The sequence below is a fragment of the Streptomyces sp. NPDC044003 genome (assembly GCF_056435185.1).
Genome location: NZ_JBWKFA010000011.1, coordinates 42,813 through 57,550, shown reverse-complemented (window position 1 = coordinate 57,550; position 14,738 = coordinate 42,813). Strand labels below are relative to the sequence as shown.

Here is a 14,738-nt window from a genome sequence, read left to right as displayed (position 1 = left end):
TCCGCTCAATCCGGACTTCTTCCCGTCAGGATCCTGTACTCGAAGCGCCCGAAGTCGCTGTCAGTATTTTCTGGCGAGGTGATGCTGCCGTACCACCCGAGGAGGAATGAGACCGGTACGGAAATCACGGCCGGATTGTTCAGAGGAAACCAATGGAAATCCACTCCCGGCCACAGTGCGTATTCGGTTCCGGAGACGACGGGGGAGAAGAAGGTGAGGACGGCGCAGAGCAGAAGCCCCCCGTATACGGACCACAGGAGCCCTCTGCGACGGAATCCGGACCAGAAGAAGGAGTAGATCAGTGCGGGGAAGACGCATGATGCGGCGACGCCCAGCGAGAAGACGACCAGAAATTCGATCGGGTATCGATGGGTCGCAGCGGCGAGCGACAGGCCTCCCATGCACAGAAGGGCCACAGCCAGACGCAGGGCCCGCACTTCTCCGATGTCGGTGTGCCGGCGCTTGCCTCGAGCGAACACGTCGTGCGCGATGGACACGGCGGCGGCGAAGGTCACGCTGGTCACGGTCGTGAGGGCGGCGAGGAAGGCGACGCAGGCCATGACGGTGATGAGCGTGACCTTCGCCGCCGAGCTGTCGGACAGCAGGCCCGCAGCGAGCAGCATCGGGGACGACTGTCCATTGGCGTCGACGGCCCCGATGCTCTTGCTTCCCACCACGGCCGCCGCCGCGAAACCCGTCATGGTCAGGAGCAGGAAGAACGCGCCGTTCAGCCCCGCGGCGATGCTCATGGATCGGCGTGCGCCTCGCCCGGTCAGGGCGGTACTGATACGCAGCATGAGGTGAGGCGCCACGGCCGTACCGAGGATCATCACGAGGTGGTCGCTGATCGTGCTGAGAGGGCCGAGGCTCCCTGGCTGTGTCCAGAGCCCCGGGCTCAGGTACGCGTCCGGCTCCCGGCTGTTGGCCACCGCGGCGTCGAGCAGACTCCCGGGGTCCCACCCGAATTTGTTCACCGCCAGCAACGTGACCACGGCCAGCGTCACCAGGGTGAGCGGCACCTTGACGACCTGCATGAAGCTGGTGCCTCTCAGATCTGCCACCGTGGCGAAGGCGGCGACGAGGCAGCCCATCACCACCGTGCAGAGGACCTGAGCCTCGTCGCTCGAAATGCCGATCAGGAGGGCCGTGACGATGCCGGCCGCCCTCAGTTGCACCATGAGAAGGGGAATGGCGATGACCAGTGTCACCACGGCCCCGGCGATGCGCAGCCCCGGACCTGAGACGCGCACGGAGAAGAGATCGCCAAGCGTGTACAGACCGCTGTTGCGGATCTTCTGGGCAAGGAGGAGCAGTACGCCCAGCGCCACGACGTAGTCGATGGCGACGGTGAATGCGTCGTAGCCGAAAAGGGCGATGCCTCCAGGCACTGCCAACAGGTTGATGACAGTCATCTGCTCGCCTGCCATGGCGATCCCGTTGAAGACCGATGAGAGCGACCGGTCCGCTGTGTAGAGCCTTTCCGGGTTGTCCTCCTGTGTGGCGAGCGTGAGAACCCACAGGAGGGAAACACCGATGAAGACCAGGAAGGCGATGATCACAGGGCCCTGGCTGTCCGAACCGATCGGTTCGGCCGGGCCGGAGCTGAGGATGTGCAGGTTCACCGCTTCACCGCCAGGGCTCGTTGACCGGAGGAGTGACGGGCCTCTCGACCCGAGGAAGGCATGAGGTCAGGGACTGCTCGAGGGGATCGCGCAGACGCGCGGACCGGTCCTCGTGCAGCCAGGCGGTGACGACGAGGAGGGTGCCTTGCAGGAAGCCCCACACCACGCCCAGCGTGAGCTTCCCGTACACAGGCACCGACGGCACGTCCGTGAACGACGACAGCACGGTGCCGACCGCGAGAGGAACCGCGTTCAGGACAAGGAATGTGCGGTCGCCGCTGTGAGCGGCCTCGCGGAGTTTGGAGAGGCGTTCTTGTTGCGGGGTATCGGCGGAGAGGTGGGGCGTCGGTGGTCGGCCGGACGGAGCAGGAGTGTAGGAGCGCACGGAAACCTCCGGACGGTGAGGTGGGTGGCTGGGGCGTGGAAGCGCGTGACCTGTCGCCGCGCAGACGTTCCGGAGGGGCGACGGATGACCGGGCTGACGACGAGAGACGACGCGTCAAGGCCGCGCGCGCCGCCGAGGTACGGCAGGGGGCAGAGTGCTGTACTCACGGCAACGTCGCCGCGGATCGTCGTGAGCGGCGTCCTCACTTGGTGCGAGGGCGGCCGCTCGCATCCGCCGCCACCCGAGGCGTGGCGTGATGCGCCGGGTGCCGGGCGAGCGAATGCGGGTGAAAGGGTCGGGAACGGACCACGAGCCCCAACAGGGCCTTGCGGCAGCGTGCATCTCAAGCGCGGTTGCCGGCGCACGCCATGCAGTGGTCAGGAGGATCACGGATCCCCCTACGGCCTGTCAAACGACGGTGAGGCTCCGCGACATCCCGTTCACGGTTGATTCACCGGTGAGGCCACGGGGCACGTCCGGGGCTCTCGCCGGCATGAGGACCAGCTCGACCCTGGCGCCAGGAGACTGCCCACCGGCAGGTCGAACTGGGTGGTCTCGAAGGGGGTCCGCCCGCTCAAGCCCGGGGGTGGGGATGGGGGTGGGCGACGGGTACGCAGGATCCTACTCGCCGGTATCCCTCGTCGCTCTTCTGGAGCAGCAGGCCGACCTGCTCCTTCATCCGGGGCCTGAAACGGGGAGACAGCCGGCCAAGGAACGCATCGATGCCGGTTCCTATACAGAAAAATATCCGGAAGGATGCCGGCGTGCGCCCCTCGGGCAGCCCTGGCCGCCCCGACGTGGTCTGCGGCCGGCCGCCCCAGCTCGGCGCTTCACCCCACGTGGTCGCCGGGAGTACTCTGTGTATGCTATGGAAGAGTTGTGGCCAGCCCCATCCCCACGGGTATCCGAGCTGATCCGAGCGATCGCCGAGCAGATGCTGCCCCTGTCGGAGGACGTGCTGGACAGGTTGTGGGCTGCTTCGCAGCGGGGTACACGCCAGCGAGGATTCGTCGAAGATCCCGTGCTGGCGGAAGCGGACCGGCGCCTCAACAAGGCGAACATGACGCACTGGCTCGTGTCGAACCTGCACGAGCCGGGCCGTCGAGTGGAGCCGTCCAGGGACCCGGAGATGTACATCTACGCCCGCGACCTCGTGCTGCGCGGCATGGACATCGACGACCTCGAATCATGGAGGGCGGCGCAGCGGGTCGGATGGCAGTGGTGGATCGAGGCCTGCTTCGCCGCCACCACGGACCATGACGAGTTGCGCGAACTGGTGGAGGTGTCCGGCAACTCGATGACGACGTTCGTCGACGACTCGATCGCCGCCGTGGCGACATACACCGACGACGTTCGATCGGAGCTGGGGCGCGGCGCCCACACCCAGCGGTTCGCCACAGCGCAGCTCCTGCTGGAAGGCGCCCCCATCAGCCGCGTACGAGCGGAGGAGCAGCTCGGTTACGCCTTGACCGGACCTCACGTCGCGGCCATCGTGTGGGCCGATTCCGAAGAGCTTGCCCCCCACCTGGAGGAAGCGGCTGAGCACGTCATGCGGGCGTGCGGTGCCACGCGTCGTCTGACGCTGGTGGTCAGTACCTCCTCCCAGTGGTTGTGGATGCCGGTCAGGGTCGTTCCGCCGGTAGCGGGGATCCAGAAGGTCCTCGCCAAGACCCCAGGCGTCAGGGTGGCGTTCGGACGGCCGGCGACGGACGTCGAGGGGTTCCGCTCCAGTCATCTGGACGCCGTCGCGGCGCAGCGGCTCCTCGCGCGACTGCGGTCCCCGCATGTCGTCGTGCGCTACGAGGACGCCTACCTCGTCGATCTGCTGACTGCCGATCTCGCCAAGGCGGAGCAGTTCGTCGCGAACACGCTGGGGGAGCTCGCGACAGCCGACCCGGTCATCCAGCGCACCGTCCGCATGTACGTGAGTGAGCGGTTCAACATCTCGAGCACCGCGGACCGGATGTTCGCGCACCGGAACACGGTCGACCGTCGGCTGGCCCGAGCAAAGGCCATGCTGCCGCGACCTCTCGATCAGGACCCGACCGGGGTCGACGCAGCCCTGATGCTCTTGGAGCTCCAGCAGAACCAGCAGCCGAGCGACTGACCCGGGGGTTCTGCCCCATCCTCGGAGGCCCCGCCCGCACCTGCCGGCGGGGCCGATGCGTGATCGGCATCGCTCAGAATTCGTCCCCCGTTCGACGCTCAGACACCGGCAGTGTGCAACGTGCACCACGCTCCACCGGAACTCGCGCGTTCTGTGTGTATAGCGCCACACCAAACCTAGGCACCATGAGGTCCAGCCGCTGAACCACAGATGCAAGGGAGTGGTGGCATGGATACCTCTACCGTTTCGGCAGAGTGTTTTGACGTCGTCGTCATCGGGGCGGGTATTTCGGGAATCGGAGCCGCCTGCTACCTGACGAAGGAGTTCCCGAGCAAGAAGATCGCGGTGCTCGAGGGACGCGACAACATCGGAGGCACGTGGGACCTCTTCCGGTATCCCGGCATCCGGTCCGATTCCGATCTGCACACCTACGGATACGAGTTCAAGCCGTGGCGCCACGAATCCGCCATCGCCGACGGGCACCTGATTCGTGACTACCTGCGGGAAACCGTCGAGGAGTACGGCCTGGAGAGGCTCATCCGGCTCCGGCACGAGGTCGTGTCGGCGGACTGGTCGAGCGATGAGGCCCTGTGGACCTTGACGGTGCGGGTCACCGGCGACGAGGCGGTCAACGAGCTGACGATGAAGGCCCGTTGGGTGTACGGCGCCACCGGCTACTACCGCTACGACGAGGGCTTCACGCCCAAGTTCGAGGGTCGCGACGCGTTCGCCGGCGACATCCTTCATCCCCAGCACTGGCCGGAGAACTACGACTACTCCGGCAAGAAGGTGGTCGTCATCGGTAGTGGTGCCACGGCGATCACCCTCCTGCCGGCCATGACGGCGGGCCCCGGAGCGGCACGCCACGTCACGATGCTCCAGCGCACGCCGAGTTACATCATGGCGTTGCCGCGGGTCGACACACTGTCGCTGCAGCTGACGAAACTGTTCGGCCCCGAGCGCGGATACGCGCTGACGAGGCGCAAGAACGTCTGGCGCGACCAGGGCTTCGTGAAGCTGGTGCAGACGTTTCCGCGATTCGGTCGGGCCATGATCCGCTACTACACCAAGAAGGCCCTCCCGGCCGACTTCGACGTCGACACCCACTTCAATCCGCCGTACGACCCGTGGGACCAGCGACTGTGCGCCACCCCGGACGGCGATTTCTTCCAGGCGATCAGCGACGGGAAGGCATCCGTTGTCACGGACCGGATCGTGCGCTTCACGAAGGACGGCATCCTGCTGGCCTCGGGACGCGAGCTGAAGGCCGATGTCATCGTGACGGCGACCGGTCTGAACATGCGGTTCTTTGGCGGAGTCCAGCAGAGCGTGGACGGAAAGCCGATCGTACTCTCCGACACCGTGACGTACCGGGGGATGCTGCTCTCCGGTGTGCCCAACTGGGTCGTGGCACTCGGATACACCAAGTCGTCATCGTGGACTCTGAAGGTGGGCCTCACGAGCCGCTACATCTGCGACCTGATCAAGTACATGGACGCCCACGGACACGAGATCGCCGTCCCGGTGCCCGACGCGGGCATGCCCACGCGGCCGCTGCTCGATCTCACCGCCGGCTATGTCGCGAGGTCCATGGACACGCTCCCGCGCCAGGGCACCGGGCTGCCCTGGCGGATGCTGACCTCGTACAGCCAGGATGCCAAGCTCCTCAAGGGCGCCCTGTTCGACAGGCATCTGCAATTCAGCGCCAGGACCTCGGCGCCGGCGGGATCCGAGTACGGGAACCTGCAGACCACCGCCTCTCAGCAGCAGGGAGGGACACGATGACCTCGACCCCTGCCAAGCTCACCCTGGCGGAGCGGATCCAGCGGACGATGGGCATCCTCACCTGTCGCCTTCCCCAGCCGGTCCTCCGCCGGTTGGCGGACGTGCCCGTCAATGCCGACGGCGAGGAAATGGCGCCCGAGATCGCCCTCCTGATGCAGATGACCGAAAAGGCGGACGACTACAGCGATCTCGACCCGGTGCGCGCTCGTGAAGTGATCGCAGCGGAGTGCCGGATGTTCGCCGACCGGATGCCGTCCTTCGCGATCCAGGAAGAACTCCGGCTGCCCGGCGGACTGCAGGCCACCCGATACCGGGCGGGATCCGCGTCGCGGGGTCTCCTCCTGTTCTTCCACGGCGGCGGGTTCGTCGTCCACAGTCGAGCCGACTACGACGCTCCGGCGAAGCTGCTGGCTCTCAAGGCCGGCGTCGACGTGCTCTCCGTCGAGTACCGGCTCGCTCCGGAGCATCCGTTCCCGGCCGCGCACGAGGACGCGTTGACCGCATGGGACTACGCCGTCAAGCGCGCGGAGCAGTGGGCTCTCGATCCGCACCGCATCGTCGTCGCCGGGGACAGCGCCGGTGCCAACCTTGCCGCAGTGCTGTGCCAGCAGCTGCGCGGCCGCGATGTCCAGCCCTGTCTGCAGGTCCTGATGTACCCGGTCGTGGACCTGTCGACCGAGCGGCCCTCACACCACGAGTTCGCCGGTTCCCCGGCTCTGTCGGCCAAGCAGATCAAGTGGTTCAGCAACAACTACCTGCCGGCCGGTGCCGATGTGAGGGATCCGCGGGTCTCCCCGCTCCTCGGGAACCTGGACGGCCTGCCGCCCGCAGTGGTGTCGGTCGCCGGATTCGATCCGCTGCGGGACGAAGCGCTCGATTACGCTGCCGGGCTCCTCGAGAACGGCGTACCGACCCGCATCTTCCGCGAAGGTGGGCTCGTGCACGGCTTCATCCAGCTCACGGCCCTCAGCCGGACCAGCCGTGCGGCCACCGAGCGAGTCGCGGCGGCCATCGCCCAGGCGGTGTCCCCGAAGGGACTGGCCCCGGCGCCGGGCCGTCTCTGAGCACTGCGTCCCGACGCGACGGGCGTCGGTTCGAGCGTGGGCCGCCTGCGTGAATTCTGTATCAGCGAGAGCCCTCGGAGGGCGAACGGCAAGGAACGTACGTTGATTTACCGTCATGCACTTACGGCAGTTCGCGAGGGCGCGTAATGCCGGTCTCCCAGAAAGTCGTCATCGTCGGTGCAGGGGTCCTGGGCCTGAGCACCGCATGGCACCTCGTGGAACTCGCTCCCTCGCCGCTCGAGATCACGGTGCTGGACATGGCCCACCCGGGCGAGGGTACGTCGGGTCTCTCCGTCGGAATGGTGGAGACGCAGTTCTCGACCGCCGACGCAATCGAGGTCAGGGCGTACGGCCGCCGGTTCTTCGATGCCTTCAGCGAGGAGACAGGTCTTACCTTCACCCGCTCGGGATATCTCCGCCTCGCGCGGACCGAAGGTGACATGGCCGGCTTCCATGCGTCGCGCGCGCTCCAGCAGGAGTTCGGGATCGTCGACGCCGAGATCCTGGACCGGGACCGGATCGCCTCCTCGTGGCCGGACCTGATGACGGGCGATGACCTTGTCGGTGGCCTCATCGGCCGCTCCGACGGATACATCGACGCATACGAGTTCTGCGCGAGGATGACCGAGCGGCTACGAGCCGCAGGCGTGCGCGTCCTCTCCACGTCGCCTCTTGTCGCAGCCGACCGGGCCGCCTCGGGCGAATGGATCCTGGTGACGACCACCCATCGACTGGTCGCGAACTGGGTCGTGAACGCGGCGGGGCCGTGGGCACCGGACATCGCCGCTCTCCTCGACGCCCCGGTAGCGGTGTCGAACCAGCTGTACGGCGTCGTCGTGGCGAACTTGAAGGAATGGCCCATCCGTTCGCTGCCCTTCGTCATGGACTACATCCCGGGATCGGGCGTGCCGGGGGTGTACTTCCGCCAGGAGGGCGCCACCCAACTCATCGCCGGTCTGCACAGCGAGGACGGCAACCTCAGGGAAGCGACGCCCAGTCTGCGCCCCAAGCCGCTCGACGAGGACGACATGATGCTGGTCGTCGAACTCCTCTCGCAGCGTGTGAAGGGCGCCGACGAAGCGACCGTCGGCAGAACCTGGTCCGGCGTCTGCGCGATGACCCGCGACGGACTGCCCGTGGTCGGTCGCCATCCGGCGCGCGAGAACGTCATCAACGCGGTCGGCGCGGGAGCCTCCGGGATCCAGCTGGCGCCGGCCATCGGACGACAGGCGGCGCAGGCGCTGCTCGGGCTTCCGTCGAGCCTGTCGGCAGACCACGAGTGGAACGCGAAGTCAGGCTGACCGCGACCGGCACCCCGGCCTTCACGGCCATGCCGGACCGATGCACAAGCCGAATCCCGGTGCCGATGGCGACCTACCGCACCGACCGCCGTACGGCCGAACCGGCCACCGAACATGCTGAGGAGACCCTCTGGTGACCCCTTCCACGTCATCGCCCGGTACGTCTGAACGTGCCGTTGAATCAGGGCAGTTCACCCGCTCCATGGGCGTCGTGGAGACACTGTCCCTGGGCTTCACCTACCTGTCGCCGCTGGGCGCTGTGGCCGCCCTGATGCCGCTGGGGTTGACCACGGCCGGACCGCCGTCGATCTGGTGGCTGCCCATCGTCGCCGCCGGCCAGCTGCTCGTGGCCCTCGTGTTCGGAGAGATCGTCTCCCAGTATCCGATCACCGGAGGCATCTATCCCTGGGCCCGTCGCCTGTGGGGACCGCGCTACGCCTGGTTCGCCGCGTGGATCTACCTGTGCGCGCTGATCGTCACGATCACAGCGTTGGTCCACTACGCCGTCCCGTTCGTCGGCAGCCTCTTCGGCTTCGCGCCCACCCCCGTCCAGACCTTCCTGATAGCCGTCGGTCTGCTGCTCCTTGCGATGGTGTTCAACCTCAGCGGCACCCGCACACTCGGTACCGTCGTCCGCATCGGCTTCTACGCGGAGATCGTGGGTGTGGTCTTCTGCGGCCTCTACCTGCTGATCTTCGAACGCCGCAATTCGTTCGGCGTCTTCTTCGACGCGATGGGCGCCGGCGGCGACGCACCGTACTACGAGACGTTCCTCCTGGCCGCGCTCACCGGGCTGTTCCTCTTCTACGGGTTCGAAGCCTGCGGGGACGTCGCAGAAGAGGTGAAGAACCCGGGTCGTGCCATTCCGAAGGCGATGATCCTGACCGTCGTGACCGGGCTGTTCTCGGCGGGTCTGGCGTTCATCGGCTTCATCCTGGCGGCCCCGAACCTGCCGGCCATCGTCAACGGCGAGGTCGCGGATCCCGTCTCGGCGGTCCTGCAGGACACCGTCGGACCGGTGGGCACCAAGATCTTCCTGGTGGTGGCGCTGACCGCATTCATCTCGTGCGCGCTGTCGCTGGAGGCCGCACTGAGCCGGCTGGTCTTCGCCTTCGCCCGGGACGGCATGCTGCCCGGCAGCAGGAAGCTGTCGACGCTGACCGAGCAAGGCTCCCCACGCGCCGCCATGGTGGTGTCGTGCGCGGCCCCGACCGTCCTCTGCGTCTGGGTGCTCGCGCAACCCGACAGCCTCCCCCGGGTCACCGCCTTCGCGGTGTGCGGCATCTACCTGTGCTTCCAGATGGTCGTCCTCGCCGCCCTGCGGATGCGGCTCAAGGGCTGGCGGCCCGGCGGCCCGTGGAGCCTCGGACGTGCCGGTCTGGCCGTCAACATCGCCGCCCTGCTCTTCGGTGTCTCCGCGATGCTCGTCCTGATTCGACCCGGTGACGCCTCGCTGGCCTTCGTCGATCGCTGGAGCGTTCTGATCGGCCTCGGCGTGGTCCTGGTCAGTGGTGCGCTCTACATGGCCCTGGCGCGCCCCTGGCGAGGCTCGACCGCCCCCTCCGGCGACGCACTCGAAGTCGCCGAACGCGGCGATGCCGGTCGGAACTCCGTACCGACCGCCCCTACCGAAACCGCATCTGTCGACAGCTAGGAGTCGGACACCATGATCACCAAGGACACTCTGACCGAGGCCGCGGACCGCATCGCACGGGTGCCGAGGGCACACTTCATCGACGGCGCGTTCACCACGGTCGGCGGCGACGCCGGCACCATCGCACTGATCAACCCGGCCAATGAGGCGTCACTGGGCACCATCCCCAGCGGCACCCCCGCGCACGTCGACGCGGCGGTGGCCGCGGCGCGACGGGCCCTGCCCGGCTGGGCCGGCCGTACGCCCGCGGACCGCGCGGAGGTGCTCCACGCGCTGGCCGACGTGGTCGACGCCAACGTCGATCTGCTCGCCGCGATCGAAGCGATCAACGGCGGCAAGCCACTGGCCGCCGCGAGCGACGAGATCCCGGTCGTCTCGGACTCACTGCGCTTCATGGCCGGCGCGGCCCGCACGGCGCAGGCCCCGGCGGCCGGGCAGTACGCCGAGGGGCACCTCTCGTACATCCGGCGTGAACCGGTCGGCGTCGTCGGTGCCATCACACCGTGGAACTACCCGCTGATGATGGCCGCCTGGAAGATCGCCCCCGTCCTGGCGGCAGGCAACACGATGGTGCTGAAGCCTTCCCAGCTGACGCCTCTGACCACGCTCGTCCTGATGGAGCTGGCCGCCGACATCCTTCCGGCCGGCGTGCTCAATGTCGTCCTGGGCACCGGGTCGATCGTCGGCGATGCCATGAGCCACCACCCCGGCGTCGACATGATGGCGCTCACCGGAAGCGTTCGCTCCGGCCAGAGCGTCGCGGAAGCCGCGGCTGCCACGGTCAAGCGCGTCCACCTGGAGCTGGGCGGCAAGGCCCCGGTCGTCATCTTCGACGACGCCGACCTCGACTCCGCGGTGGAGACCCTGGCCGTGGCGGGCTACGTCAACGCCGGCCAGGAGTGCGGCGCGGCCACCCGGGTCATCTGTCACGAGGACGTCCACGACGCGTTCGTCGAGAAGCTGGTCCGCGCGGCGGAGGCCCTGACGATCGGTGACCCCGCCGAAGGGGAGTCCATCGAGCTCGGACCGGTGATCAGCGCCGCGCAGCGCGACCGCATCGCCGCCATGGTCGACCGGGCCCGGCGCGACGGTGCCAAGGTCCTCACCGGTGGCCAGGTCCCGGACCGCGCCGGGTACTTCTACCCGCCTACGGTCATCACCGATGTCGCCGCGGGCTCCGAGATGGCCCGGGAAGAGGTGTTCGGTCCGGTCATCTCCGTGGAGAGGTTCGCCACCGAGTCCGAGGCGATCGCCAAGGCCAACGACGTCGTGTACGGGCTCGCCGCTTCCGTGTGGACCGCCGACCCGGGCCGCATGCTGCGCGTCGTCGAGCAGCTCGACTTCGGCACCGTCTGGGCGAACTCCCACCTTGCGGTGGCCACCGAGATGCCCTGGGTGGGCTTCGGCCACTCCGGCTACGGCCGGGACAACGGCACCTACGCGCTCGACGACTACACCCGCACCAAGCACGTGATGTTGGCCATGGGCGCCGCCCGCGACTGACCCGGTCCCGGCCGCTCACCGCCCGGCCACCACTCACCCTGTTTCTCACGAAAGGACGTGCCATGAAGGTCACCGCCGCAGTGTTCGAGTCCGTCGGGAAGCCGATGACGGTCGAGGAACTCGACCTCGAGGACCCGAAGGAGGGCGAGGTCCTCGTCAAGCTGGCCGCCAGCGGCCTCTGTCACAGCGACTACCACGTGGTCAAGGGCGAGTGGTCGTCCGAGGGCCCGGTGGTGCTCGGCCACGAAGGCGCAGGGATCGTCGAGAAGGTGGGCCCGGGTGTGACCAATGTGGCCGTCGGTGACCACGTCGTGCTGTCGTGGGTGCCGTACTGCGGTGTCTGCACGTACTGCAACTCCGGTCGGCCGGCGCTGTGTCCGAAGGTCGTGGAGACCGCCTACCAGAACGTCATGTTCGACGGCACCTCGCGTCTGTCCCGGGACGGCCAGGCTGTGCCCAGCTATCTCGCCACAGGCGCGTTCGCCGACCACGTGGTCGTCCGGGAGTCCAGTGCCATCCCTGTTCGCAAGGACGCACCGCTGGACAAGGCGGCGCTGGTCGGCTGCGCCGTGGCCACCGGTGTCGGCGCCGTCATCAACACCGCGGGCGTCCAGCCGGGCGACACGGTGCTCGTCATCGGCTGCGGCGGCGTCGGCCTCTCGGTCATCATGGGCGCCACCCTGGTCTCGGCCGGTCAGATCATCGCCGTGGACGTCAACGAGGGTTCGCTGGAGCGCGCCCGGTCGCTGGGCGCCACGGCAGTGATCAACCCCCGGCAGTCCGACCTCGCCGAGGCGGTCCGCGAACTCGTCGGTGAGGACGGCGTCGACTGGGCCTTCGAGGCGATCGGCCTGAAGCCGACCATCGAGGCCGCCTACGAGCTCATCCGGCCGGGCGGCACCGCCGTGGTGGTGGGGCAGGCGGCCGAGGGCGTGACGATCGAGATCGACCCCATGGTCATGTCGGACCGTGAGAAGTCGCTGATCGGCAGCAACTACGGAAGCTGCCACCCCGCGCTGGACTTCCCGCGCCTGGTGGACCTGTACATGCAGGGCAAGCTCGACCTGGACCGGTTGGTCGGCCGCACCGTGTCGATCGACGACATCAACGAGTCCTTCGCCGCGATGGGCAAGGGCGACGGCGGCCGGACCGTCATCACCTACTGACGCACCGGACTTCAGCGCTTCCGAGGGTTCCGTGGCCGGCGAGGTGCGGCGACGTGTGAGAACGCACCGACCCGCACCGTCGCCCGGCCCGGTGACAGGTCCCCTCAACCATGGAGATCAAGTGAGCATCCGTAAAACCACTGTCGGGGGCAGCCTCGCCGCGCTCCTGGAGCCCCTGGCGCTCGGCGATCGAACGCTGCGCAACCGGGTCGTCGTCACCGCGCACGCGACGCACAACATCGACTCCGAGGGACTGCCCAACGCCGACGACGTCGCCTACCTCGCAGAGCGTGCTCGGGGTGGGGCCGCCATGGTCACGATGGGGCTGGCCGCGGTGCACCCGAGCTCGCCCACGCCCTACGGGATCTACCGCAACTTCGACGACCGGATCGTGCCGCGCTACGAGCAGCTGAGCACCGCCGTCCACGACTACGGCGGGCTCATCCTGACGCAGCTGGGGCACATGGGAGCCCGCACGGACGGTGTGACCGGGCCGGCGTGGGCACCCTCGCAGGTCTCCCACCACTCGTGGGGAAGCGTGCCGTACGCCATGAGCCGCTCGGACGTGCGGACGATCGTCGACGCCTTCGCTGGGGCCGCAGAGAGGTCCGTTCGCGGCGGCATGGACGGCGTCGAGATCTCGGCCGGCCACGGCCTGCTGATCAACCAGTTCCTCTCCCCGTTGACGAATCAGCGGGAGGACGAGTACGGCGGTGACGACGAGCGGAGGTTCCGGTTCTGTCGGCAGGTCCTGGAGACGGTGCGCGAGGCGATCGGGGACGCGATCCTCGTGGTCCGGGTCAACGGGGCCGACGAGGTGCCCGGTTCGCTCGGCCAGGAAGCCTGGCTGGAGATCGACCAGCGCATCGCCGAGACGGGACTGGTCGACGCGATCAACGTCTCGGCGAACTTCGACGGCTCCGTCGTTCCCACCATGGCCGCCCCGCGCGGCTGCTACCTGCACTACGCGCGGAAGGTGCGGGAGCGGGTGGACGTGCCGGTGTGCGCGGTCGGCCGGATCACCGATCCGTCGATGGCGGCCCAGGCCATCGAGGACGGCGACGCGGACTTCGTCGGGATGACGCGTGCGCACATCGCCGATCCCCACCTGGTCAACAAGGTGAGGGCAGGACGGACCGACGAGATCCGTCCGTGCATCGGATGCATCCAGATGTGTCTGGGAGAGCTGGAGCGACACCGCAACGTGAAGTGCGTCTACAACCCGGTGACGGGGCGGGAGCGCCTGGTGCGCGACCTGGAGACCACTCCGGCGCCGACGAGCCGCCATGTGGTCGTCGTCGGCGGTGGCCCGGCCGGTCTCGAGACCGCACGCGTCAGCGCCTTGCGGGGGCATCGGGTGACCCTGTTCGACGAGCGTCCGGAGCTGGGCGGGGTCGTACGTGTCGCCGCCAAGACGGACGGACGTGACGGACTGGTCGACGCGGTGGACTGGCTGGGCAACGAGGTGCGCCGGCTCGGCGTCGACGTGCGGTTGCGCAGGACCGCCGAGGCCTCGGACGTCGTCGCCCTGGAGCCGGATGTCGTGGTCCTGGCCACGGGTGCGTCCGAGACGTTGCCGCAGTGGGCACCACGGGACGACCGACGACTCCTCGCCGCGGCGGACGTGGTCGCGGGCCGGCCGAAGCTCTCCGGCAGGGTCGTGGTCGTCGACGAGTCCGATCGCACCTCGGGGATGTCGGCTGCGCTCGCGGCCGCGGCCCGTGGGTGCGACGTCCAGTTGCTGACCACACGCCCCGGGCCCGGGGAGCTGGTCGAACCAGAGGTCCGCCACGACTTCCTGACGAGGCTGACAGCCGCCGGCGTCGTGATCCGTTGCTCGACGCAGGTCCGCGCGTACGACGTCGCGGAGGGTGTTCTCCACTGTGGAGTCGGAGGACTCGCCACGATGACGTACCGCGACGTGGACGCGCAGGGCCGGCCGGTCGAGCGGGCTCGCCAGGACCTCACGATCGCCGCGGACCACGTCGTGCACACCTGGACCGAACCACGCGTCGAACTCTTCGAGGACCTGCCCGCGTCGCTCGACGTCCGTGCGGTCGGCGACGTTCTCCACCCGCATCGCATCGAGGGAGCTGTGCATGCGGCATTCGATCTCGCAGTCGAGCTCTAGCCCCCGTCGTTCACGCGGGC

The 14,738-nt window shown here is 68.2% G+C and carries 10 protein-coding genes; 8 read left to right on the top strand and 2 right to left on the bottom strand.

What is annotated here, in order from left to right; all coding sequences use genetic code 11:
• Positions 1-5: 5 nt before the first annotated feature.
• Both AC07AW_RS33385 and AC07AW_RS33380 read right to left on the bottom strand, forming a co-directional pair.
• Positions 6-1,622, bottom strand: a complete 1,617-nt coding sequence (locus tag AC07AW_RS33385) for a sodium/solute symporter (RefSeq protein ID WP_478819215.1) — start codon at positions 1,620-1,622, stop codon at positions 6-8.
• A gap of 4 nt (positions 1,623-1,626) precedes the next feature.
• Complete coding sequence (locus AC07AW_RS33380; protein WP_478819214.1) at positions 1,627-2,007, bottom strand: hypothetical protein; 381 nt, start codon at positions 2,005-2,007, stop codon at positions 1,627-1,629.
• Between the two features lie 868 nt (positions 2,008-2,875).
• Between AC07AW_RS33380 and AC07AW_RS33375 the strand changes: the two genes are divergently transcribed.
• From AC07AW_RS33375 to AC07AW_RS33340, 8 genes are all read left to right on the top strand, one after another.
• A complete protein-coding gene (locus AC07AW_RS33375) occupies positions 2,876-4,114 on the top strand; it encodes a PucR family transcriptional regulator (protein WP_392158980.1) in 1,239 nt (412 codons plus the stop codon).
• 228 nt (positions 4,115-4,342) lie between these two features.
• Complete coding sequence (locus AC07AW_RS33370; protein WP_478819213.1) at positions 4,343-5,899, top strand: flavin-containing monooxygenase; 1,557 nt, start codon at positions 4,343-4,345, stop codon at positions 5,897-5,899.
• 47 nt (positions 5,900-5,946) lie between these two features.
• Positions 5,947-6,963, top strand: coding sequence for an alpha/beta hydrolase (locus AC07AW_RS33365; protein ID WP_478819212.1), 1,017 nt, complete (start codon positions 5,947-5,949; stop codon positions 6,961-6,963).
• Between the two features lie 146 nt (positions 6,964-7,109).
• Positions 7,110-8,264, top strand: coding sequence for an NAD(P)/FAD-dependent oxidoreductase (locus tag AC07AW_RS33360; RefSeq protein ID WP_391816226.1), 1,155 nt, complete (start codon positions 7,110-7,112; stop codon positions 8,262-8,264).
• Positions 8,265-8,475: 211 nt separating this feature from the next.
• On the top strand, positions 8,476-9,918 hold the full coding sequence (locus tag AC07AW_RS33355) for an APC family permease (RefSeq protein WP_478819211.1): 1,443 nt from the start codon (positions 8,476-8,478) through the stop codon (positions 9,916-9,918).
• 12 nt (positions 9,919-9,930) lie between these two features.
• The gene (locus AC07AW_RS33350) at positions 9,931-11,421 is read left to right on the top strand and encodes an aminobutyraldehyde dehydrogenase (RefSeq protein ID WP_478819210.1); all 1,491 of its coding nucleotides are present in this window, start codon (positions 9,931-9,933) and stop codon (positions 11,419-11,421) included.
• Positions 11,422-11,483: 62 nt separating this feature from the next.
• Complete coding sequence (locus AC07AW_RS33345) at positions 11,484-12,587, top strand: Zn-dependent alcohol dehydrogenase (RefSeq protein ID WP_478819209.1); 1,104 nt, start codon at positions 11,484-11,486, stop codon at positions 12,585-12,587.
• A 121-nt stretch (positions 12,588-12,708) separates the two neighbouring features.
• Positions 12,709-14,718: an oxidoreductase gene (locus AC07AW_RS33340; RefSeq protein WP_478819208.1), complete on the top strand. Its 2,010-nt coding sequence runs from the start codon at positions 12,709-12,711 to the stop codon at positions 14,716-14,718.
• The last annotated feature ends 20 nt before the right edge of the window (positions 14,719-14,738 follow it).

Excerpts from the sequence above, each read along its gene's own strand:
- AC07AW_RS33350 (WP_478819210.1), top strand. The coding sequence starts at position 9,931 with ATGATCACCAAGGACACTCTGACCGAGGCCGCGGACCGCATCGCACGG.
- AC07AW_RS33365 (WP_478819212.1), top strand. The coding sequence starts at position 5,947 with ATGGGCATCCTCACCTGTCGCCTTCCCCAGCCGGTCCTCCGCCGGTTG.
- AC07AW_RS33370 (WP_478819213.1), top strand. The coding sequence starts at position 4,343 with ATGGATACCTCTACCGTTTCGGCAGAGTGTTTTGACGTCGTCGTCATC.
- AC07AW_RS33375 (WP_392158980.1), top strand. The coding sequence starts at position 2,876 with ATGGAAGAGTTGTGGCCAGCCCCATCCCCACGGGTATCCGAGCTGATC.
- AC07AW_RS33360 (WP_391816226.1), top strand. The coding sequence starts at position 7,110 with ATGCCGGTCTCCCAGAAAGTCGTCATCGTCGGTGCAGGGGTCCTGGGC.
- AC07AW_RS33345 (WP_478819209.1), top strand. The coding sequence starts at position 11,484 with ATGAAGGTCACCGCCGCAGTGTTCGAGTCCGTCGGGAAGCCGATGACG.